Genomic DNA, 22174 nt, shown 5'->3' with positions numbered 1-22174 from the left:
TAAATATTCTTTATTATTTTAATTATTTGATAACATTTTATTTAAATCGTAAATATAATGTAATATATTGAAAAATAACAAATGTAAAATATTAAAATAGGAGATACAAGAGATGAAATTAGATAGTGATTTTTGGAGTGATATTAATAAAATAATATCAGATAGTTTAAATAAGAGTAGTAGAGAAACAAGCGAAGGTGTAAATACTGAATATATATGTGTAGAAGAAAATAGTAATCACAGTAATAGTAGTGATAATTCATATTTTGTATTTGAATTAAATAAGGATAGTAAGAGTTATACAATTTCAGCTAAAGATAGGCTAAAGCTACCTTCGGATTTGGTTATTCCAAGTAAGTATAATAATTTACCAGTAACTAATATTAAGTATAATGGGTTTCAAAGTTGTAAAACAATAACTTCAGTTAAAATTCCATCATCGGTAGTAAGTATAGATAGTTTGGAATATAAAGCAGATATAGGTGCATTTTCAGGATGTAGTAGTTTAAGCAAGGTCTATTTTGAAAAAGAAAGTAATATACAAGTTATTGGAATACGTGCATTTGCTTATTGTATAAAACTAGAGGAAGTATATTTAAGATGTTCAATTGTACCTAGTTTAGGGTTATATGCCTTTTATCAAACTTCAGAGAATTTAAAGATATATGTACCAGAAACTATGATAGATAAATTTAAGAATGATTGTATGTGGAAAGCATATAAAGAAAATATTTTTAAATTACCAAGTGAAGATTGTATACCAGAAATTCCTGATATCTCAACAGGTGCTGGGGGAATAAATAATGGGGTTGTTATTACTATTGTAAAAGTTACACCGAATGTTTATACAATGTCTGGAGATATCAATATAAATATTAATTTAGAAAAGTAAAAAAAAGATACATGGTATTTAATGAGAAAATAACATGTATCTTTCTTTATTAAGGGAAGATAGATATAAATAAAAGTATTAATGAAGATTAGTTGAAAGAAGGGATAGAGAAATATATAATAAAAATAGTAAATTACAAGGGAGATTAACAAATGAACATACAAATATTTGGAACAAAAAAGTGTAATGAGACAAAAAAGGCAGAGAGGTTTTTTAAGGAAAGAAGAATTTCATATCAATTCATAGATTTAAAAGAAAAATCACTTAGTAAAGGTGAACTTCAAAGTGTTAAAAAAGCTATAGGGCTTGAAAATTTAATTAATAAAAATTCTAAAGATTATAAAAAATTAAATATGGATAAAATAAGAGGTGTTGAAACTAGAGAAGACATGCTATTAAAGAATTCATCTTTATATGTAACACCAATAGTTAGAAATGGAAAAGAGGCTACGGTTGGAAATACCCCAGAAGTATGGAAAAGCTGGGAATAAATCAATGGAAAATTAAAAATGGATAATGGATAATTAAGTGTAGAAACTGTAATCGCAGTTTTAATCTTAATTACCCATTACTAATTACCAATTTACAATTACATAGGTTTTCAATTTAGTTATAATTATGATAATGATTAAAGTACAACTTAAAGTTAGTTAAAAGCTTTATAAATAGCATTTATTCCTTTTTCAAAATCATCATTTTCTATTCCAACTAATACATTTATTTCACTTGAGCCTTGATCTATCATTCTTATATTAATATTAGCTTCAGAAAGGGCTGTAAATATCTTAGCAGCAACCCCTTTAGAATAAGCCATTCCTGTACCAACAGTTGCAATTAAGGCCATATTAGGGTATACAACTATAGAGTCAGGGTTACAAGCTCTTTTAATTTCTTCAACTATAATATCTGTTTTATTTTTTAGATTTGAATCAGATATTACAACACTAACGCTATCTATTCCTGATGGCATGTTTTCAAAAGAAACACCATTTTGTTCTAATATAGTAAGCACTTTTCTACAGAATCCAAGCTCTGAATTCATCATGGATTTTTCAATAGATAAAACAGTAAAATTTTGTTTGCCAGCAACGCCAGTTATAGTATTATCATGTTTTGTTTTATTACTTACAATTAAAGTACCTTCATTTTCAGGTTCGTTAGTATTTCTTATATTAATAGGAATACCCGAACTTCTTACTGGAAATACAGCTTCTTCATGTAGAACAGAAGCACCCATATAAGATAATTCTCTAAGTTCTCCATAAGTTATAGTTTTAATTTTTTTAGGATTATCAACTATTCTAGGATCTGCCATTAAGAAGCCAGAAACATCTGTCCAGTTTTCATAAAGGCATGCATTTATACTAGCAGCAACTAATGCACCAGTTACATCAGAGCCACCTCTTGAAAATGTAACTATTTCATCATTTTCATCAGAACCATAGAAGCCAGGAATAACAGCTCTTTCATGATTAGATAGCTTGTCTTTAAGAAGCTTGTAGGTTTCTTCAAGGTTTAAAGTACCATATTTATTAAATTTAATAACATCTTTTGCATTAACGAAGTCAATACCTAAATAATTAGCAAGGATTAATCCATTTAGATATTCTCCTCTACTTGCAGTATAGTCTGCAGAAGCCCCATTTTCTATATCATTCTTTATAATATTTAAGTAATAGTCTAAATCTAAGCTTAAATCTAATTCATTAACGATAGAATGATATCTTTCACATATTAATTTAAACACATCATCTAACGGAATGCTAGAATTTACATGTGCATGACAGAGATAAAGTAAATCAGTAACCTTAAAATCCTTAGAGGATCTTTTCCCAGGTGCTGATGGAATAACATATCTTCTATCAGAATTACTTTCAATAATATTTTTTACTTTTTTAAAGTGAATGGAATCCGCTAAGGAACTACCACCAAACTTTGTTACAATAATATTCATTTTTTTGCCCCCTTTAATGTAAAAACAGTTAAAATTTAACCTTAATAACTATATTAGCAATAAATGACATAAAACTCAACTATATAGTGTAATATAAGGGGTATATTTACTATAAAATAACAGACAAAATGTTATTAAAATGACACAAATCCATAGTATAATATAGATGAAGAATTTAAAATTAATATTAAAAATATATATTGAATATAATCTAAGCTTTTAGAAAAAAATAATATTTTTTTGATGGGGAGAGGTAAATAAATGGACAAGTTTCTGGTTGACAGAATGCAAATGACAGTTGACAACTACAGATTAGCAAAGGAAGAACTAAGAAATGATGGTGATATAATTAATCATTTTGCATCATTAGTTTTTTCGCATTATGAAAAAGAAATACCAGTTGAAAGAGTTAAAGATATAAGAAAAAAAATAAAATCAGATACAACAATTATGTCTCCGTTTAGAGGAGATACTTTGAATATACTTTCATTATTAATAGCTACAGTAGATAATGAAAAAGAAGAAGAAGTTATAGAAGATATGTATGAAATTATGGAAATTTTAGAGGAACAAGGCTTTTCAAGTGGATCATATTTAGCACTAACAGCATTTACAATTAGTAAATATTGTAGAGGTAAGGAAAAAAGTGATATAATAAGCAAAATAAAGGAATTGTATATAATACTTAAAGAAAAATATAGCAACATAACTAATGAGGATGATTACTTGCTTTGTACTTTATGGGTTATTAATAATATTCAAGCAGATACTGTGGATGATTTTATCGAGAATATATTTGATCATATTGCAGACTCTCATATAAGATCTAAGAATGGAGTGCAAGGACTAGCAAATGCAATTATATTAAATGGTTCATCTGGAGAAATGTATAGAACTATGGAATTTATGTTACAGCTTCAAAAGAGAAATATAAAAATAGCTAATCAATTTTTACCTTTACTTGGAGTAATAAGCAATTATAATCCAAGAAGAAACGTAGATATAGTTGAGGGTGTTATTGAATATTTATGTGATGAAGAGGGAGAATATGAATATTATATAGATAAAGGTTTTAGAACTATAATTGCCATAGTAATTACAGCTTTTTGTACAATGACAGATAAGAAAAGATATATTGATGAGTTATTGGCTCAAGGAATATTATCATTTATTAATAGTAAAAATAAAGGGATTTTTGAAGAAGTATTATACTAGGTGAAGCAATGAATAAAATAATTTTACATGTGGATATGGATGCATTTTTTGCATCAGTTGAACAAGTTGATAATCCTTCACTTAAAGGGAAACCTGTAATAGTTGGAGGTGTTAGTGAGAGAGGTGTTGTATCAACATGCTCTTATGAAGCAAGAAAATTTGGAGTTAAGTCAGCAATGCCAATATTTATTGCACAAAGGCTTTGTCCACATGGTGTATATTTAAAGGTAAGATATCATAGATATAAGGAAATATCAAATATAGTATTTGGAATATTTAAAGAAGTTACTCCAAGTATTGAACCTCTTTCAATAGATGAGGCATATCTAGACTTAAGTGAAGGAAAGTTTAATGATGGTCTAGAAGCTGCAAATTATATAAAGAGAAGAGTCCGTGAAGAAGTTGGATTAACATTATCTATTGGTATATCATATAATAAGTTTTTAGCGAAACTTGCATCTGACTGGAATAAGCCAAATGGAATAATGATAATTACAGAAGAAATGATTCCAGATATATTAAAACCATTGCCAATATCAAAAATATATGGATTAGGTGAAAAGTCTGTTAGAAAGCTAAATAATATGGGGATGTTTAAAATAGAGGACTTATATGGGTTATCTAAAGAATTTTTTGTAGATTATTTTGGAAAATATGGGGTAGATATATACGAGAGAATTAGAGGTATTGATAATAGGGAAGTTAGAGTTAATAGAGATAGAAAATCCTATGGACGAGAAAACACATTAAAGTTTGATACTGAAGATATTGAAGATATTTTTTATTATGTAAAGAGTTTTTGTTTAGAGCTAAGTGATGAATTAAAGAGAAGAAATGTGTATATAAAAACTATAACATTCAAGTATAAAACTAATAATTTTGAAAATCATACAAGAAGTAGAAGTTTAAATTATTATACTAATGATTTTAATACTATATATAAGGTAGCTAAAGAGATTATTAATGATGAGAAGTTTATAAGTCCAATAAGATTAATAGGAATTACTGTATCTAGCATAAAGGAAGAAAAGATAGAACAGTTAAAATTATTTTAACTATAGAAATAATTCAAGAATAGGTAAAATAGTTTAGAAAAATCTTTCCAATAGATGATACATCAATTATAATAGATAAGGGCTACTTAAGAAAAATTTCAAAATAAATGGAGGTATTATAATGGATAAGGCACAAATAGCTAAAATGATTGACCACACAATATTAAAACCAGAAGCAACAGAAAAGGAAGTTTTAAAGCTTTGCAAAGAAGCTGTAGAATATAATTTTGCTTCAGTTTGTATAAATCCATCAATGGTTCCAGTTGCAGCAACTGCATTAGAAGGAACTGATGTTGAAGTTTGTACTGTAATAGGATTCCCTTTAGGAGCAACTACTACAGAAGTTAAGGCCTTTGAAACAAAAGATGTTATTGAAAAGGGTGCTACAGAAGTTGATATGGTTATTAACGTAGGTAAATTAAAAGAGAGAGATTTAGAATACGTTAAAAATGATATAAAAGCAGTTGTTGAAGCAGCTAAAGGTAAAGCTTTAACAAAGGTAATAATAGAAAGTTGTCTTTTAACAGATGAAGAAAAAGTTATAGCTTGTCAATTATCAAAAGAAGCAGGAGCTGACTTTGTTAAGACATCAACTGGATTCTCAACTGGTGGAGCAACAGCAGCTGATATTAAATTAATGAGAGAAACTGTTGGACCGGATATGGGAGTAAAAGCATCAGGTGGAGTAAGAAGCAGAGAAGATGCTTTAGCTATGATTGAAAATGGAGCAACTAGAATAGGTGCATCAGCTTCAATTGCTATTTGCGAAGGAACAAAATCAAACTCAAATTATTAAAATAAATATATAAAAAGGAAGCATATATGTGCTTCCTTTTTATTATATTTAAAATATAATATACTTTTAAAAAAATATTGCCTAAATTCATAATATAAGAATATTAATATAATATATATCATTGTAAAAAAGGGGAGACGACTTATATTAGTAGTTTCTATCCTTAGATAGGAGGGTTATGAAGAAAGAGTTAACTCCATCAGAAATAATGTTTAAGCTAGATGTAACAGATACTGATGTTGATAAAGGTACAAAAGGTATTAAAGAATTTAATAATGCCTACAAAAAAGTTGAGAGGGCAATCAATATAGATAAAGAGGGTTATAATCTTTATTTAATAGATACCTTTTCAAAGGATAAATTAAAGGAGCTAACTGCTTTTATAGAGAAAAAGTATAAAGACTTAGAGGCACCGAGGGATATATGTTATGTTACATTAGAGGAGGTTAACAAACCAGAAGCGATTTTTGTTGCCAATGGTAAGGGGAAAAAGTTAAAAGAAACTGTAGATGATATAAAAAATTGCTATTTAGAAGCTGTAGATGACTTTTATGGTGATTCTAGTAATGATGAAAAAGATTATTTAGTAGAGGATATTCAAAATAAAAGGAATAGTTATATAAGTGAATTAACTAAGATGGCTAAGGAAGAAGGTTTCGAAGTTAAAGCTACTAGCAAAGGATTCGCATTCATACCTTTAAGTGGAGATGAAGCAATGACAGAAAAAGAGTATGATGATTTAGAAGATGAAAATAAAAATGTAATAGTAGCAAAGGCTGGGACATTAAAAAAGAAAGCTGAAAGTATTTTAGAAGAATTAAAGGATATAGAAATCAAATCAATAAAAAAATTAAAGAAAATTTATTCAAAGTTTTTATCTACTCAAATGGAGGATGAAAAGGATAATGCGTTGTTAGAGTTTATAACAGACGATGATTCTTATGAATATTTAGAACGATTATTTACTTGTATAGAAGAGGATTTAATAGATTGTTATACTATGAGTATAGAAGATGATGAAAGTGAAATATATGAAGTATTAAATAAATATGATGTTAGAGTAATTGTAGATAATACTAATAATTCTTCACCACCTGTAATATTTGAAGAAGACCCTAATTTAAATAATTTAATAGGGTTAATAGAGTATGAGAATCATAATGGGATGTATACAACTAATATTTCATTAATAAATGCAGGATCAATTTTAAAGGCAAATGAAGGATGTCTTATTTTAAGATTAAGTTCATTAGCTGTAAATAATTTAAGTTATTATTACCTAAAGAAAATTTTGCTTTCAAATATGGTATCATTTGATACTAATAAAAGTTATTTAGAATTTATAAATATAAATGGATTGAAGCCACAGCCTATTCCTGTTAAATTTAAGGTTATTTTAATAGGAGATTATGAAACTTATGATCTTTTATATAATTCTGATGAAGACTTTAAAAAGTTATTCCCTTTGAGGGCAGAATTTTCTTCTATAGTAAAAGTAAATAATGATTCAGTTATTGAATTGAAAAACATTATTGAGAATAAGATTAGAAAGAATGAATTGTTTAATCTAAATAATGAAGCTATGAGTGAAATGTTGAAGTATTTATGTAGAAAAAGTAGTAGTAGAAATAGAATACTTGCAGAAGAAGACTCTATAGATAAGTTATTAGTACTAGCTAATAATTCTGCAAAGGAAAAAAAGAGAATGGTAATAACTGAAGAAGATGTTTTGGATGTTGCATATGAAGAAGAATTAATAGAAAATGAAATGATGAGTATGTATGAAGAAAATAAAATATTGATTGATATTAATGGAAGAAAGATAGGCGCAATTAATGCATTAGCTGTACTTGATAGTGGATATTGTACTTTTGGAAAACCTATGAGAATTACTTGTGTTGCATGTAAGGGATCGGGGAGAATAGTTGATATTCAAAAAGAAAGTAATTTAAGTGGAAAAATTCATGAAAAATCAATAAGTATATTGAGAGGATTATTAACAAATTTGTTAAATCCTTATGAAAATATTCCGGTAGACTTTCATTTAAGTTTTGAACAAACTTATGGAATGGTAGAAGGTGATAGTGCATCTGTAGCAGAGATTATTTGTGTACTTTCTGCTTTAAGTAAGAGAGGAATAAATCAAAGTATTGCAGTAACTGGATCTATTAATCAATTTGGAGATGTTCAACCTATTGGTGGAGTAAATGAAAAGATTGAGGGATTTTTTAAAGTTTGTAATATGTTAGATACTGTAGAGGGAAAAGGAGTATTAATTCCTGAAGGAAATAAGGATGAGATAATATTAAAATCAGAGGTAGAAAAAGCCGTTGAGGAAGGTAAATTTCATATTTATACAATGAATAATCTAAATGATGCAATTGAGGTTCTTTTGTTAAACGAAGAAGATAATATAGATAATTTCTATGAAAATTTACAAATAGAGCTAGAGAAATATAAAGAAAAAAATAAAGATATTAAGAGTTAGTAAAATAAAGATCAAGAAAGCATTTTTTTAAATGCTTAATAAAGCAGCTGTATTTATTTAATTTATTACAGCTGCTTTACTTTTTATGTATAAGATTTAAATAATATCCATAAAAAGGTAAAAATAGATTGACTACAAAATGAATATTATGTTAAAATTATGGAAAAAGAAGGAAGATGGGAGGGAGCTCTAAGTATTTAGCTTTAGAGTAGATTAATATGTTTTTAAAGTTTAATAAAATTGATGATAAATTAGTTGTTACTCTTGTTGGAGAGTTAGATCATCATAGTGCAGAAGAGGTTAGAGTTAAAATAGATGATAGAATAGAAAGAGATAATATTAAAAAAGTAATAATGGATTTTAAAGAAGTAACATTTATGGACAGCTCAGGTATAGGTGTAGTTATAGGAAGATTAAAGAAGATTAAAAACAGAGATGGAAAAGTATGTATAACAAATGTTAATAAAAGAGTAGATAAAGTATTCACATTGTCAGGTCTTTACAAAATAATTACTGTTTATAATGATGTTAATGAAGCACTTGCAAACATTTAATGGAGGGATTAAAAACATGGAAGAAAATAGAGTATGTATAGAATTTGAAAGTAGATCTCAAAATGAAGGATTTGCTAGAGTTGCAGTGTCAGCTTTTGTTTCTCAATTAGATCCAACTATTGAAGAGATTGCAGATGTTAAAACAGCAGTTTCTGAAGCTGTAACAAATTCTATAATTCATGGTTATGAAAATTACGAAAAGGGTATAATTAAAATAGAATCTACAATTTCTGGAAGAGAAGTGTCTATTGTTATTACTGATTATGGTAAGGGTATAGATGATATTGATAAGGCTAGAGAGCCACTTTATACTTCAAGACCAGATTTAGAGAGATCAGGAATGGGCTTTACTGTTATGGAAAGCTTTATGGATAATCTACAAGTTGAAAGTCAAAAGGATAAGGGTACTAGAATTGTTATGACAAAGAAATTTAATTAACGGTTAGGGGAGATTTATGGAAAAGGGTAAAATAAAAAATGGAAAGTTAAGCTATGAGGATAACTCAGAATTATTACCACTAGCTAAAGGTGGTAGTGAAGAAGCTATGAACAGGCTCATAGAAGCAAATTTACCTTTAGTAACTTCTATAAGTAAAAAGTTTATAAATAGAGGGTATGATTATGAAGATATTTATCAAATAGGCTGTATGGGTCTTGTTAAGGCGATTAAGAATTTTGATGATAAGTATAATGTTAAGTTTTCAACTTATGCTGTTCCAATGATAATTGGGGAAATAAAAAGATTCCTTAGAGATGACGGTATTATAAAAGTAAGTAGGAATGTTAAAAGTTTAGCTAAAAAACTTCATTTTGATAAAGAAGCATTAACTAAAAAATTAAATAGAGATCCAAGTATAGAAGAATTAGCAGAGTTTTCAGGTATAGATAAAGAAGAAATATTATTTGCTTTAGAATCCTCTGCAAGTATGCAATATCTTTATGAAGTAATCCATCAAGATGATGGAGCACCAGTATTGTTAATTGATAAGTTAAGTGAAAATGCAGCAGAAGATAAAAATTTAACTGAAAAAATAGCTTTAAAGGAAGCTTTAAATAAGTTAGATACAAAATCTAGACAAATTATTGTACTAAGATATTTTAAGGATAAAACGCAAATACAGGTAGCAAAAATGTTAGGAATAAGTCAGGTTCAGGTATCGAGAATAGAAAAAAAAGTACTTTCAGAGATGAGAAAACAATTAGATGAAGGATGAACATAAGAAAATGTATAAATTAATAGAAAATAAAGGATTTAAATAAGTCTACATTAAATAATATAAATTATTTAATGTAGACTTTTTTGTATAAAAGTAAATTAATCAGAAAAATTGTAATAATATGAGTTAATTTTAAATTAAGAGGAATAATAAATTTATGAAAGGAAGGAGATATAAGCATATGGGAAAAATGGCTAAAGAAGAAAAAAAAATAATAAAGGATTTTGAAAATATTTCGAAAGAGATGGCTCCTAAACCCAAATATTTTAAGAATATTTTATTGGCATTTTTAGTTGGTGGAACTATATGTACTATAGGACAATTTATATTAAATATGTTAATAAAATTTGGTATAGATGAAGAAACCGCTAAACTTTGGCTACCTATAATAATGATATTTATTGGAGCATTATTAACAGGAATAGGAGTTTATGATAAGATAGCAAGCTTTGCTGGAGCAGGTACTGTAGTTCCGATTACAGGATTTTCTAATGCAGTAGTATCTCCAGCAATAGAATTCAAAAAAGAGGGTTTTGTTTTTGGAGTAGCAGCTAAAATGTTTACTATTGCAGGACCGGTTTTGGTTTATGGCATAGGAACGTCAGTAATAATAGGACTAGTATATTATGTTTTAGGACTTATGGGAATTGTTTAAATTGGAGAGTGAATTGTAATGAGTGTAAAAAATAAAAAGGTAGGAAAACAAACTATTAAACTTGAAAACCCTCCTAAAATAATTTCAACTTATTCTATAGTTGGGCCTAAGGAGGGCGATGGACCATTAAAGGATTATTTTCATCAAATATTAAATGATGATACTTTAGGTAAAGATAGTTTTGAAAAGGCTGAATCTGAAATGATGTATACAGCTATAAAAAGCGCTATAAGTAATGCAAGTTTAAGAGAAGAAAGTATAGATTATTTATTTGCAGGTGATTTATTAAATCAAATAACATCATCAAGCTTTGCGGCAAGGGAGTTAAATATACCATTTATAGGTTTATATGGAGCTTGCTCTACAATGTCAGAATCCTTAAGTATGGCATCATTATTTTTAGATGGAGGATGTGGAGATTATGTTGTAGCATCTACTTCATCACATTTTAGTTCTGCGGAAAGACAATTTAGATTTCCGTTAGAGTATGGGTCTCAAAGATGTCCAACATGTCAATGGACAGTAACAGGATCAGGAGCAATGGTATTAGCACGAAGTGGTGATTTCCCGAAAGTAACATATGTTACTACGGGATTAGTTAAAGATTATGGAATAAAAGACGCAAATAATATGGGTGCGGCAATGGCTCCAGCGGCAGTAGATACAATATATAATCATTTTAAGGATACAGGAAGAACACCTAAAGATTATGATGTAATTGCAACTGGAGATTTGGGGAAAGTAGGAAAAGAAATAACGACTAAATTATTGTTAGATTATGGATATGATGTAAAAGATAATTATGTTGATTGTGGTGATTTAATATTTGATGATGAAAGACAAAAAACTGATTCAGGTGGTAGTGGTTGTGGATGTTCAGCAGTAGTAACCTGTGGATATTTTTATAAAAAGTTAATGCGTAGAGAAATAAAAAGTTTATTATTAGTTTCTACAGGAGCATTAATGAGTACGACATCATCCCTTCAAGGAGAAACTATACCTGGAATAGCTCATGCTGTAGCTATTGAGTACAAATAGAAAGTAGGTGAGAATTTTTATGGATTATATAAGTGCATTTATTGTTGGAGGGTTAATATGTGTTATAGCACAAATATTAATGGATACAACTAAATTAACTCCTGCTAGGATATTAGTTATATTTGTTACTCTTGGAGCCATTCTTGGTGGGTTTGGAATTTATGATAAATTAATTGAGATTGGAGGAGCAGGAGCTACGATTCCATTACCTAGTTTTGGAAATGGGTTAGCAGATGCAGCTATAAAGGCTGTAAAAGAAGATGGATTAATAGGAGCATTTACTGGAGGAATAAAAGGTGCAGCTGGTGGTATTACAGCATCTATATTTTTTGGATATTTAATGGCTTTAATTTTTAATCCAAAAACAAAACAATAAAAGGAATAATAGAGCTTTCATAGGGCAAAATAATAGAGTATTAAATATATGGAGGTGAATATTATGCAAAAAAATTCAAGTATTAAATGCAGTGTACAACAATGTAAGCATCATGCATGTTCAGAAAATTATTGTACTCTAGATGCAATACAAGTTGGTACTCATGAAGCGAACCCAAAAGTTGTTGAATGTACAGATTGCCAATCATTCGTATTAAAATAGCCTGATTTTCTAGTAATTGAGTAACTTAGTAAAGAAAATAATCTATACTAAGTTACTTATTTTTTTTATTATTAAATTTTATAAAATACATTTTAATTAAGAGAAAAAATAATGATTTAATAGAAAAAAATATTTACTTTTACAAATAAAGGAGTATAATGGAAATAGAAATAATGATAATCATTATCAGTAAAGAGGTGGAGAAATGTCATTAATATTATCGCAAGTAGGAGAAGAGGTCAAAATTAAAAAGATAACAGGAAATGCGGAAACAAAAAAATTTCTAAATAGTTTAGGGTTTGTTGTTGGTGAAGGTATTACAATAATTTCCGATTTAGGTGGTAATTTAATAGTGAATATTAAGGGTGCTAGAATAGCTTTAGATAAAAGTATGGCAAGTAGAATAATAGTATGAGGAGATAGTGAAGATGACAACATTAAAAGAAGTTAAATGTGGACAAACTGTAAAGGTAAAGAAAATAGAAGGTGCTGGTGCTGTTCGTAGAAGAATAATGGATATGGGTATTACTAAGGGGAGCGAGGTTTATGTTAGAAAAGTTGCACCATTAGGAGATCCAATAGAAGTTAATATACGAGGGTACGAATTAACGTTACGTAAGTTTGATGCGGAAATGATTATAGTTGAATAAGCAATAGATTAAATAATAATTAGGGGGAAAAAAGATGTCAATAAAGATAGGTTTAGCAGGAAACCCAAACAGTGGTAAAACCACTATGTTTAATAATCTTACAGGAGCCAAGCAATATGTTGGAAATTGGCCAGGTGTAACTGTAGAAAAAAAAGGTGGAAAAATTAGAGGATATAAAGATGTTGAACTAGTTGATTTACCTGGAGTATATTCTTTATCACCATATACATTAGAAGAAGTTGTAACTAGAAATTTTATGATAGAAGATAGACCGGATGCAGTTATAAATATTATTGATGCGTCAAATATTGAAAGAAATCTTTATTTGACTACTCAAATATTAGAATTAGGAATACCAACTGTAATAGCATTAAATATGATGGATATCATAGAAAAAAGAGGTGACAAAATTGATATTAATAAGTTATCTCAAATGCTTGGATGTCCAGTTGTTGAAACTAGTGCATTAAAGGGAAAAGGAACTAAAGAGGTTGCTATGAAAGCAATTGAATTAGCTAAAAATAATACGCAGATTGACTTTCAGATGAATTTTTCATCTGAAGTAAAGAGTGCACTTGAAGAGATTAGTAATTTAGTTGAAAGTAATAATATTAGACAAAGTAAAGTAAGTGAACAATGGCTAGCTATTAAAATATTTGAACGTGATAGTAATTTAATGGATAAGATAAATTTATCTAATGGACTTAAAGACGAAATAGAAGCTATTATATCAAAGTGTGAATATGAATTTGATGATGATGCAGAGGGAATAATTACAGGAGAAAGATATGAATTTATTGGTGAAGTAGTATCAAAGGTAGTTAAGAAAAAGAATAATTGTAAACATACTGTATCAGATAAAATAGATAAAATAGTTACAAATCGTATATTAGCATTGCCTATTTTTGCTTTAATTATGTGGGGAGTATATTATATAGCAGTTAGTTCTCTAGGAACAATATTAACAGATTGGACAAATGATACTTTATTTGGTGAGATAATTGGTGAAAATGTTGCCGCATTTTTAGAAAATATAGGTACAGCACCGTGGTTACAAGGATTAATCAATGATGGTATAGTTGGCGGTGTAGGTGCGGTCTTAGGATTCGTGCCACAAATAATGTTATTATTCTTTTTATTATCATTATTAGAAGATTGCGGATATATGGCTAGAGTAGCATTTATTATGGATAGAGTTTTCCGAAAGTTTGGATTATCAGGAAAATCATTTATACCTGTACTTATAAGCTCAGGATGTGGAGTGCCAGGAATAATGGCAACACGTACTATGGAAAATGATAAAGATAGAAAAATTACTATAATGCTTACTACTTTTATTCCATGCGGAGCAAAGTTACCTATAATAGCATTATTTGCAGGAGCTATTTTTGGTGGGGCATCATGGGTAGCACCAACAGTTTATTTCTTAGGAATTTTTATGATTATAATTTGTGGTATTATTTTAAGTAAAACTAAAGCGTTTAAAGGGGATGCAGCTCCATTTGTTATGGAACTTCCACAATATCATATTCCAAGTATGAAAGGTGTATTAATTCATATGTGGGATAGAGGAAAAGCTTTTATAATAAAAGCGGGTACAATAATATTTGTTGCTTGCGCTATAATTTGGTTTACTAGTTCATTCAATTGGTCATTACAAATGGTAGATGCTCAAGAAAGTATATTAGCAAGTATAGGAAAAATTATAGCGCCAATATTTGCTCCTCTTGGATTTGGAAACTGGCAATCAGCAGTAGCAAGCTTAACTGGACTAGTTGCTAAGGAAAATGTTGTAGGAACATTTGGAGTATTGTTTGGAATTGCAGATGCAGCAGAAAATACACCAGCATTAACATCTCAAATTGGAACAATGTTTACAGCGGCAAGTGGATTTGCATTTATAGCATTCAATATGTTAAATGCACCTTGTTTTGCAGCAATAGGTGCAATTCGAAGAGAAATGGGTTCTTGGAAGTGGATGTGGATTACAATTGCATTCCAAACAGGAACTGCGTATATAATTGCATTAATAATAAATCAAGTAGGAAGTTTATTATTAGGAACTGGTAGTGTAGTTGGTGCTATATTATCCATATTAATTGCAGTAGTAGCGGTGGGATTAGCGGTTGCATCAGGAAGAGATATTAAAAATAGTAAAGAGTGTAGAAAAGTAAGTGCTTAATTCATTGTATTTAATAAGGAAGTGATATAAATGGCAACATTTATTGTTGGAGCAATAGTATTTACTTTATTATTTTTAGCTATAAGAAGTATGGTGAAAAAAAGTAAAAGTAATGGCGGTGGATGTGGATGCAATTGTCCAGGTTGCTCAAGTAAAGAATCATGCAACAGTGGAATAAAATTTAAGAATAAATTGAATTCTTAGCTATAGATAGAGTTTTAACTCAATCTATAGCTAGGAAATAGTTAATCTAGGAATGTGCATGTTTTTGAATTGCAAAATAAAAATAGGTGGAAGTATTACAACATATACCTATAGGATAAATAATTACTCTATGTTTAAAAGATACTAAAGAAATATTTTTAGTATCTTTTATTGTTGTGTCTGTATTTTTTTATAATGTGTGAAATCATCTATGTCATAAAATGATTTCAAATTTTTTGAAATTATATATTGACACTATATAGATAATGCTATATTATAATAAGTAATTGAGAATGAATATCAATATTGTTTAGGAGGAGAGAATATGAAGATAGTTTATTATTCAGCATCAGGTAATACTGAAAAAATGGCTAATTTAATTGCAGAGGGAATATCTAAAGAAGGTAAAAAGGTAGAGTTAGTAAATGTATCAAATGCTAATTCTAATATCTTTGATGATGAGGATATAGTTATACTAGGATGCCCAGCTATGGGAGATGAAGTTTTAGAAGAAAATGAGTTTGAACCATTCTTAGAGGAAATATCATCTAAGGTTTCAGGGAAAAAGGTTGCTTTATTTGGATCATACGGATGGGGAGATGGTCAATGGATGAGAGATTGGCAAGAAAGAATGGAATCATTAGGTTGCACTTTAATTGATGATGGATTAATAATTCAATATGAACCAGAAGATAATTCTTTAGAGTGTATTGAGTTAGGAAAAACTATAGCAAGGATATAAATAAAAATTGAAACAAATTGAATTTTATAAAAGTCTTTCTAAAATGGAAGAAAGAGAGTGCATTGAGAAATTCTTAATTTACAATGCCTCTCTGGTTATTTCAGGAGTAAAACCATCAGCAACCATAACAATAAAAAAAGGCAATGAAAATCTATATGATAAATGGATAAAATACGGAATTAATTTTTTAAGAGCAATTGATATTCAATATATAAATTTAAGAGAATGTAGTAATGCATTAATTATATTAATATACAATGAAGAAAAATTATCAAATTATATATTTAATGAAGAAAATAAAAGATTTTTAAGACAATTAGGATATTCAGAAGAAAATGACATAAAAAAGTATTTAGATACATTGAAAAGAAGATATAAGGAGTTTAATTGTCCACATGAACTAGGAATATTTTTAGGGTTTCCTTTAAATGATGTTAAAGATTTTATGAATTGTAAAAATAAAAAATGTTTAAGTTGTGGATATTGGCTTGTATATAATAATTTACAGGAAGCTCAAGAAATCTTTAACAAATATGATAAGGTTAAAGCACATACGGTAAATTATATTTTAAGTGGTGATTCATCACAGGAGGTAGCATATTCTATAAAAAGTTTATTTGAAAATTATAAAAGTGTTACTGCATAATAAGTAAATTATTTATAAATATATTAGTAATTAATTAAAGGAGAGAGAGAAAATGAGTGTAGTTATAGTAGGTGGACATGATAAAATGAGTAAGGATTATATTAAAGTATGTAAGAAGTATAATTGTAAGGCAAAGGTGTTTACCCAAATGGAAACTGGATTAAAGGATAAAATAGGAATGCCAGATGCAGTTATATTATTAACAGATATAGTATCTCACAAACTTGTGTTAACAGCTAAGAGAGAAGCTGATAAGAAAAATATTAGAGTTATAAGAAATCATAAAAGTACATTAAATGCAGTTGAATCACTTATTAGGGAAATTGTATTAAATTAAAAGAGTGGGTATATGAAGAAATTATATTTTAAAAAGCGGTTAGTTATAAATTGAGTTTATATCTAGCCGCTTTTGTTATTAAAGTAAAATGTTTTTTAAATATCGTTTCTTATATTTAAGTTTAGCTATAGTACTTATATCTTGTAATGTTTTAAAGTTAGTAATACCACCAATTACACCCACAATAGGAAGACCTTGTATAAATTTTGAAGTTAACATATAAGTAGAAATTTTATCACAAGTTTCTTTTAAGGTGGTATCAATATCGTAATTAGTATATTTGTTATTATCTATTTCATTAGCAATAATATCTAATTTATTAAAATAAATTTTTTTTTCATTGCCAGAAGTAACTGAAGCACAAATTATATTTAAGATATATATCCTTTCTTCAGGCAAACTATAATCAAATCCATAACTTAAGCTTATTTCATAGATAGATTTTAAAACTACACCAATATAAATAGGGATATCTGGAAGTCCTATTCCTAATAAACCTAAAGTGCTTCCTTCAATAATACTAACAGATTTATTGAATAAAATTTTTCTCGAAGCGGATTTATCAATTTTTTTAAGATTATTTTTGTTAGGATATTTATTAATAGCATAGGTATTTATATCAAACTCCATATTTATATCTTCTTTGTTATAAGTTTTTTCAATTATACCTATACCTTTATCAAAGATTGTTTTAAACCCTTTTTCAAAAGCTATATTTAAGGTAGATTTAAGCTTTTCGGGAATTTTATCTTCAAGTTTTGTTTTCAAAGGATCTAATTTAGTTTTTATAGTCCCTGGTTTCTTTTCTAGTGTTAATTTTTCTTCTTTTTTAGAAAGTTGTTTTAACTGTTTTTCAATTAACGTATTTTTATTTGAAACTTTACTCATTTTATTGCTCCTAAAATATGTACTATAAGTTAATTATAATACAAAAAATGAAAAAATATTAATTAAAGTATTGAAAATAATTATCAACTAGGTTATATTATATTAAGTAATAATTAATATCATTTGAAAGTGCATTTCAAATGATTGAATTAATCAAAGGAGGGTTTTATATTATGATGATAAATAAAAGGTTAATAAACCTATGTAAAGATTCAAAAAAATATATAGCATTAACTATATTGGTTAATTGGATTGCAGTTTTATGTAATATAGTTACTATAATACTAATTGGCCAATTTATTAATAGAATTTATATTGGTGAAAGATTAAACCTTGATGGAAATAATGTAATAGAAGCTATGATGAATTTTAAGGTTTGGGGTAGTGTTTCATTATTATCAGGAATTATAATTATAGCAATTTTATTAGCTATGAGATATTCATGTAATATTTTATATGCTAAATTTTCAAATTCAGCATCAGCAAATGCAAGAGTAACATTAAGGGAACTTATTTATAAGAAATTATTAAAATTAGGAACAGGCTATACTAATGTTGAAAGCACATCTGCAGTAGTTCAGGTATCAGTAGAAGGAATAGAACAGTTAGAAATTTATTTTGGTAAATACTTATCTCAATTTTTCTATGCACTTTTAGTTCCAGTAACATTATTTATATTTATGAGCTTTATATCATTTAAAGCAGCTTTAGTATTTATACTATGTGTGCCGCTTATACCGATATCAATAATTGCAATAATGAAAATTGCAAAAAGAATATTAAAGGATTATTGGAGTTCTTATGCAGATTTAGGTGGAACATTCTTAGAAAATCTTCAAGGGTTAACTACTTTAAAAGTGTTTAATATCGATGAAGAAAGACATGAGAAAATGAATGTTGAAGCTGAAAAGTTTAGAAAAATAACAATGAAGGTTTTAAGCATGCAGCTTAACTCTATAACAATAATGGATTTAGTAGCTTTTGGTGGAGCAGCAGCAGGAACAATAGTTGCATTAATTCAATTTAAAAATGGACAGATTCCAGTAGGAAGCTTACTTATAATAATATTACTTTCATCTGAATTCTTTATACCACTAAGACTTTTAGGATCTTACTTCCATATTGCTATGAATGGTATGGCTGCAAGTGATAGAATGTTTAGTATTTTAGATGCAGAAGAAAAGAAAAAGGATGTTATAACTAAGGAAGAAGTTAAATTTGATGATGTAAGAGTTAGATTAAAAAATGTAGATTTTAGTTATGATGGAGAAAGACAAGTATTAAAGAATATAAATATGGATATTACTCCAGGTGGATTAGTTGCAATAGTAGGGGAAAGTGGTTCAGGTAAGAGTACAGTTGCATCACTTATATTAAACAACCATGAAGTGACTAATGGAGAAATAAAAGTTAATGATGTAAATATAGAAAATATATCATTGGAAAATATATATGGGAATATAGCTTTAGTTTCTACTAACAGTTATATATTTAATGGAACAATTTTAGATAATTTATTAATGGCTAAAAAGAATGCTAATGAAGAAGAAATAAATAGTGCTTTAAAGACAGCAAGATTATATGACTTTGTTAAAGGATTAAAAGATGGATTATTAACAGATGTTGGTCAAGCAGGTAGTGCATTATCAGGTGGACAAAAACAAAGGTTAGCCCTAGCTAGGGTTATTTTAGCTGATAGACCAATGATAATATTTGATGAAGCTACTTCTAATATAGATGTAGAAAGTGAAGAAAGCATTTGGGAAGCTATTTATGAGCTTTCAAAAGATAAGACTATATTAGTAATATCTCATAGATTAGCTAATGTAAAAGATGCTAAAAATATTTATGTTATGAATAAAGGGCTTTTAGTTGAAAGTGGAACTCATGAAGAGTTAATGAATAAAGAAAGTCATTATTATAATATGGTTAATAAACAAAATGAATTAGAAATGATTAGGGAGGTTTGCTAATATGAAAAGAAGATCAGGCTTCCAAATAATGAAGAGATTAATAGTTGAATTAAAACCTTTAGCACCAATTATGGCAATAACTATAAGTATGGGGGTTATAGGATTTTTAGCAGCTATAGCAATAGCGAGTTTTGGTGCGATAGCAATAGGTGCAGCAATAGGAGATATCACATTTATTAGTTTTACTGGTGCTATGATAGTTATGGCAATTAGTGCACTTTTAAGAGGGTTTTTAAGATATGGAGAACAATTATCAGGTCATTATATTGCATTTAAAATTCTTTATATATTAAGAGATAAGATATTTGGTAAATTAAGAAAGTTAGCACCGGCTAAATTAGAAGGACAAGAAAAAGGAAATCTTATTTCTTTAATAACTTCTGATATTGAGCTTTTAGAAGTATTTTATGCTCATACAATAGCTCCAATATCAATTGCAATAATAACAAATACTATAATTTCAATAATCTTATTTATAATAAATCCATGGTTTGGAATCTTATCAGTAATATTTTTCTTAATAGTTGGATTTGTAATACCTTATGCTTCCTCAGGTTTAGGAAAAGCAGCTGGTGTTGAGTATAGAAATATGTTTGGTGAATGTAACAACTATATACTTGATTCTTTAAGAGGGCTAAAGGAAGTATTATTATTTAAGGCAGGTAATGAAAGAGTATATGAAATTAACTCTAAATCTCATAGAATAAATAAAAGCCTTGATAAGATTAAAGAACATGAGGGTATAATAAGAGCTATTACAGATTTAACAATTATGATTGCTATATTAACTTTTGTAGGAGTAGGATTCTATCAATATTCAATGGGTGATATTTCATTTACTTGGATGCTTGTTGGAATAGTAGTAATTGCATCATCATTTGGTCCAGTTGTTGCATTAAGCAATCTTTCAAATACATTATTACAAACTTTTGCTTGTGCAGAAAGATTATTTGATTTAATTGATGAAGAACCACATGTTGAAGAAGTATTAGAAGGACATGAGGTAAATGGAGAATCAATAGCATATGATAATGTAACATTCTCCTATCCAAATAGAAAAGAGAAAATTTTTGATAATACATCAGTTCACATAAAAAGAGGGGATAAGGTTGCTCTTATTGGTGAAAGTGGAATTGGTAAAAGTACATTTGTTAAGCTAATGATGAGATTTTGGGATGTTAATGAAGGAAAAATCAATCTTGATAATAAAAATATTAAGGAAGTTAATACTGTTTCGCTTAGAGGTAGCCAAACTTTAGTTAGTCAGGAAACATACTTATTTAATGAAAGTATAATGGATAATATAAGAATAGGTAATTCTAAAGCAAGTACAAATGAAGTGGTAGAGGCTGCTAAAATGGCATCTATTCATGAATTTATAGAAACTTTACCTAAAGGATATGAAACTAAGGTTGGAGAGCTTGGAGGGAATCTTTCTTCAGGTGAAAAACAAAGAATAGGACTTGCTAGAGCATTCCTAAGTAAAGGGGATATTTTAATATTAGATGAGCCAACAAGTAATTTAGATACTTTAAACGAAGGAGAAATATTAAAATCAATTAAGGAAAACTGTGAAGATAAAACAATAGTCTTAATATCTCACAGAAAATCAACTACAGCTGTTTGTAATAAAACTTACAAATTAGAAAGAAGTAAAATAGTAGAAGTATAAAATAAAAATAATTAAGAGGATTAATGTAGAAATCCTCTTAATTAATAACAATTATTGATAATGATTATCATTAATAAGTTTAAGGTGGGAGTTGCTTAGATATGGGAAGAATTGAAAGAGAAAAAAAGACTATTACATTAATGATAGATATTTATTGCCAAAAGAAACATGGAAATAAAAAAGGTGAATTATGTGAGGAATGTAAAGAATTATTAGAGTATGCACATAAAAGATTAAGTTTTTGTAAATTTGGTGAGAATAAATCTACCTGTTCAAGATGTCCAATACATTGTTATAAAAAGGATATGAAAGAAAAGGTTAAGGAGGTAATGAAGTTTTCAGGACCAAGATTAATTATTTATAATCCAATTGAATTAGTTAGACATGCATTAAATAAATAAAAGCTTTTTAAAACTTA

The 22174-nt window shown here is 28.0% G+C and carries 25 protein-coding genes; 23 read left to right on the top strand and 2 right to left on the bottom strand.

Annotation, left to right across the window (positions count from 1 at the left end; genetic code table 11):
• The first annotated feature begins 112 nt into the window (after window positions 1–112).
• Both I4V51_RS04425 and I4V51_RS04420 read left to right on the top strand, forming a co-directional pair.
• The gene (locus I4V51_RS04425; protein WP_195987105.1) at window positions 113–892 is read left to right on the top strand and encodes a leucine-rich repeat protein; all 780 of its coding nucleotides are present in this window, start codon (window positions 113–115) and stop codon (window positions 890–892) included.
• Between the two features lie 152 nt (window positions 893–1044).
• Window positions 1045–1383 carry an arsenate reductase family protein gene (locus tag I4V51_RS04420; protein WP_195987104.1) on the top strand — a complete coding sequence of 113 codons (339 nt, stop codon included), beginning with the start codon at window positions 1045–1047 and terminating at the stop codon, window positions 1381–1383.
• 155 nt (window positions 1384–1538) lie between these two features.
• Here I4V51_RS04420 and I4V51_RS04415 read toward each other — a convergent pair whose 3' ends face one another.
• The gene (locus I4V51_RS04415; protein WP_195987103.1) at window positions 1539–2846 is read right to left on the bottom strand and encodes an aspartate kinase; all 1308 of its coding nucleotides are present in this window, start codon (window positions 2844–2846) and stop codon (window positions 1539–1541) included.
• 261 nt (window positions 2847–3107) lie between these two features.
• On the opposite strand from I4V51_RS04415, the gene I4V51_RS04410 reads away from it, so the two are divergent.
• The 18 genes from I4V51_RS04410 to I4V51_RS04325 all read left to right on the top strand — a co-directional run bounded on the left by I4V51_RS04410 (window position 3108) and on the right by I4V51_RS04325 (window position 17223).
• Window positions 3108–4061, top strand: coding sequence for a DUF4003 family protein (locus I4V51_RS04410; RefSeq protein WP_195987102.1), 954 nt, complete (start codon window positions 3108–3110; stop codon window positions 4059–4061).
• Window positions 4062–4069: 8 nt separating this feature from the next.
• Complete coding sequence (locus tag I4V51_RS04405; protein WP_195987101.1) at window positions 4070–5116, top strand: DNA polymerase IV; 1047 nt, start codon at window positions 4070–4072, stop codon at window positions 5114–5116.
• 121 nt (window positions 5117–5237) lie between these two features.
• Window positions 5238–5912 (top strand): deoxyribose-phosphate aldolase, encoded by a 675-nt coding sequence (gene deoC / locus I4V51_RS04400; protein ID WP_195987100.1) that lies wholly within the window; start codon window positions 5238–5240, stop codon window positions 5910–5912.
• Window positions 5913–6090: 178 nt separating this feature from the next.
• The gene (locus I4V51_RS04395; protein WP_195987099.1) at window positions 6091–8400 is read left to right on the top strand and encodes an AAA family ATPase; all 2310 of its coding nucleotides are present in this window, start codon (window positions 6091–6093) and stop codon (window positions 8398–8400) included.
• A gap of 218 nt (window positions 8401–8618) precedes the next feature.
• Window positions 8619–8954, top strand: a complete 336-nt coding sequence (spoIIAA, locus tag I4V51_RS04390) for an anti-sigma F factor antagonist (RefSeq protein ID WP_195987098.1) — start codon at window positions 8619–8621, stop codon at window positions 8952–8954.
• 16 nt (window positions 8955–8970) lie between these two features.
• Window positions 8971–9393, top strand: coding sequence for an anti-sigma F factor (gene spoIIAB, locus I4V51_RS04385; protein ID WP_195987097.1), 423 nt, complete (start codon window positions 8971–8973; stop codon window positions 9391–9393).
• 16 nt (window positions 9394–9409) lie between these two features.
• Complete coding sequence (sigF, locus tag I4V51_RS04380; protein WP_195987096.1) at window positions 9410–10168, top strand: RNA polymerase sporulation sigma factor SigF; 759 nt, start codon at window positions 9410–9412, stop codon at window positions 10166–10168.
• A 193-nt stretch (window positions 10169–10361) separates the two neighbouring features.
• Window positions 10362–10826: a stage V sporulation protein AC gene (gene spoVAC / locus I4V51_RS04375; protein WP_195987232.1), complete on the top strand. Its 465-nt coding sequence runs from the start codon at window positions 10362–10364 to the stop codon at window positions 10824–10826.
• 18 nt (window positions 10827–10844) lie between these two features.
• Complete coding sequence (gene spoVAD, locus I4V51_RS04370) at window positions 10845–11864, top strand: stage V sporulation protein AD (protein WP_195987095.1); 1020 nt, start codon at window positions 10845–10847, stop codon at window positions 11862–11864.
• Between the two features lie 19 nt (window positions 11865–11883).
• Window positions 11884–12240 (top strand): stage V sporulation protein AE, encoded by a 357-nt coding sequence (gene spoVAE, locus I4V51_RS04365; protein WP_195987094.1) that lies wholly within the window; start codon window positions 11884–11886, stop codon window positions 12238–12240.
• Window positions 12241–12303: 63 nt separating this feature from the next.
• Complete coding sequence (locus I4V51_RS04360) at window positions 12304–12462, top strand: DUF1540 domain-containing protein (RefSeq protein WP_195987093.1); 159 nt, start codon at window positions 12304–12306, stop codon at window positions 12460–12462.
• Window positions 12463–12667: 205 nt separating this feature from the next.
• Window positions 12668–12877 carry a FeoA family protein gene (locus tag I4V51_RS04355; protein WP_195987092.1) on the top strand — a complete coding sequence of 70 codons (210 nt, stop codon included), beginning with the start codon at window positions 12668–12670 and terminating at the stop codon, window positions 12875–12877.
• A gap of 13 nt (window positions 12878–12890) precedes the next feature.
• A complete protein-coding gene (locus I4V51_RS04350) occupies window positions 12891–13112 on the top strand; it encodes a ferrous iron transport protein A (protein WP_195987091.1) in 222 nt (73 codons plus the stop codon).
• Window positions 13113–13146: 34 nt separating this feature from the next.
• Entirely contained in the window at window positions 13147–15294 is a 2148-nt protein-coding gene (gene feoB / locus I4V51_RS04345) for a ferrous iron transport protein B (protein ID WP_195987090.1), read from the top strand.
• A gap of 30 nt (window positions 15295–15324) precedes the next feature.
• Window positions 15325–15498, top strand: coding sequence for a FeoB-associated Cys-rich membrane protein (locus I4V51_RS04340; RefSeq protein WP_195987089.1), 174 nt, complete (start codon window positions 15325–15327; stop codon window positions 15496–15498).
• A gap of 325 nt (window positions 15499–15823) precedes the next feature.
• Window positions 15824–16240 carry a flavodoxin gene (locus tag I4V51_RS04335; RefSeq protein WP_195987088.1) on the top strand — a complete coding sequence of 139 codons (417 nt, stop codon included), beginning with the start codon at window positions 15824–15826 and terminating at the stop codon, window positions 16238–16240.
• 7 nt (window positions 16241–16247) lie between these two features.
• On the top strand, window positions 16248–16886 hold the full coding sequence (locus I4V51_RS04330; RefSeq protein ID WP_195987087.1) for a DUF3793 family protein: 639 nt from the start codon (window positions 16248–16250) through the stop codon (window positions 16884–16886).
• Between the two features lie 52 nt (window positions 16887–16938).
• Complete coding sequence (locus tag I4V51_RS04325) at window positions 16939–17223, top strand: DUF2325 domain-containing protein (RefSeq protein ID WP_195987086.1); 285 nt, start codon at window positions 16939–16941, stop codon at window positions 17221–17223.
• A 78-nt stretch (window positions 17224–17301) separates the two neighbouring features.
• Here the strand turns inward: I4V51_RS04325 and I4V51_RS04320 are convergent, their stop codons facing one another.
• Entirely contained in the window at window positions 17302–18111 is an 810-nt protein-coding gene (locus I4V51_RS04320; protein ID WP_195987085.1) for an EcsC family protein, read from the bottom strand.
• Between the two features lie 173 nt (window positions 18112–18284).
• Between I4V51_RS04320 and I4V51_RS04315 the strand changes: the two genes are divergently transcribed.
• The 3 genes from I4V51_RS04315 to I4V51_RS04305 all read left to right on the top strand — a co-directional run bounded on the left by I4V51_RS04315 (window position 18285) and on the right by I4V51_RS04305 (window position 22157).
• Entirely contained in the window at window positions 18285–20084 is a 1800-nt protein-coding gene (locus I4V51_RS04315) for an ABC transporter ATP-binding protein/permease (RefSeq protein ID WP_195987084.1), read from the top strand.
• A gap of 1 nt (window position 20085) precedes the next feature.
• Window positions 20086–21756 carry an ABC transporter ATP-binding protein gene (locus I4V51_RS04310; protein WP_195987083.1) on the top strand — a complete coding sequence of 557 codons (1671 nt, stop codon included), beginning with the start codon at window positions 20086–20088 and terminating at the stop codon, window positions 21754–21756.
• Window positions 21757–21857: 101 nt separating this feature from the next.
• Entirely contained in the window at window positions 21858–22157 is a 300-nt protein-coding gene (locus I4V51_RS04305; RefSeq protein WP_195987082.1) for a nitrous oxide-stimulated promoter family protein, read from the top strand.
• The last annotated feature ends 17 nt before the right edge of the window (window positions 22158–22174 follow it).

It is taken from the genome of Clostridium sp. D53t1_180928_C8, from assembly GCF_015667795.1.
GTDB lineage: Bacteria > Bacillota > Clostridia > Clostridiales > Clostridiaceae > Clostridium.
The sequence above is the reverse complement of the archived record's forward strand: the minus strand, read 5'-3'. Positions and strand labels throughout refer to the sequence as shown.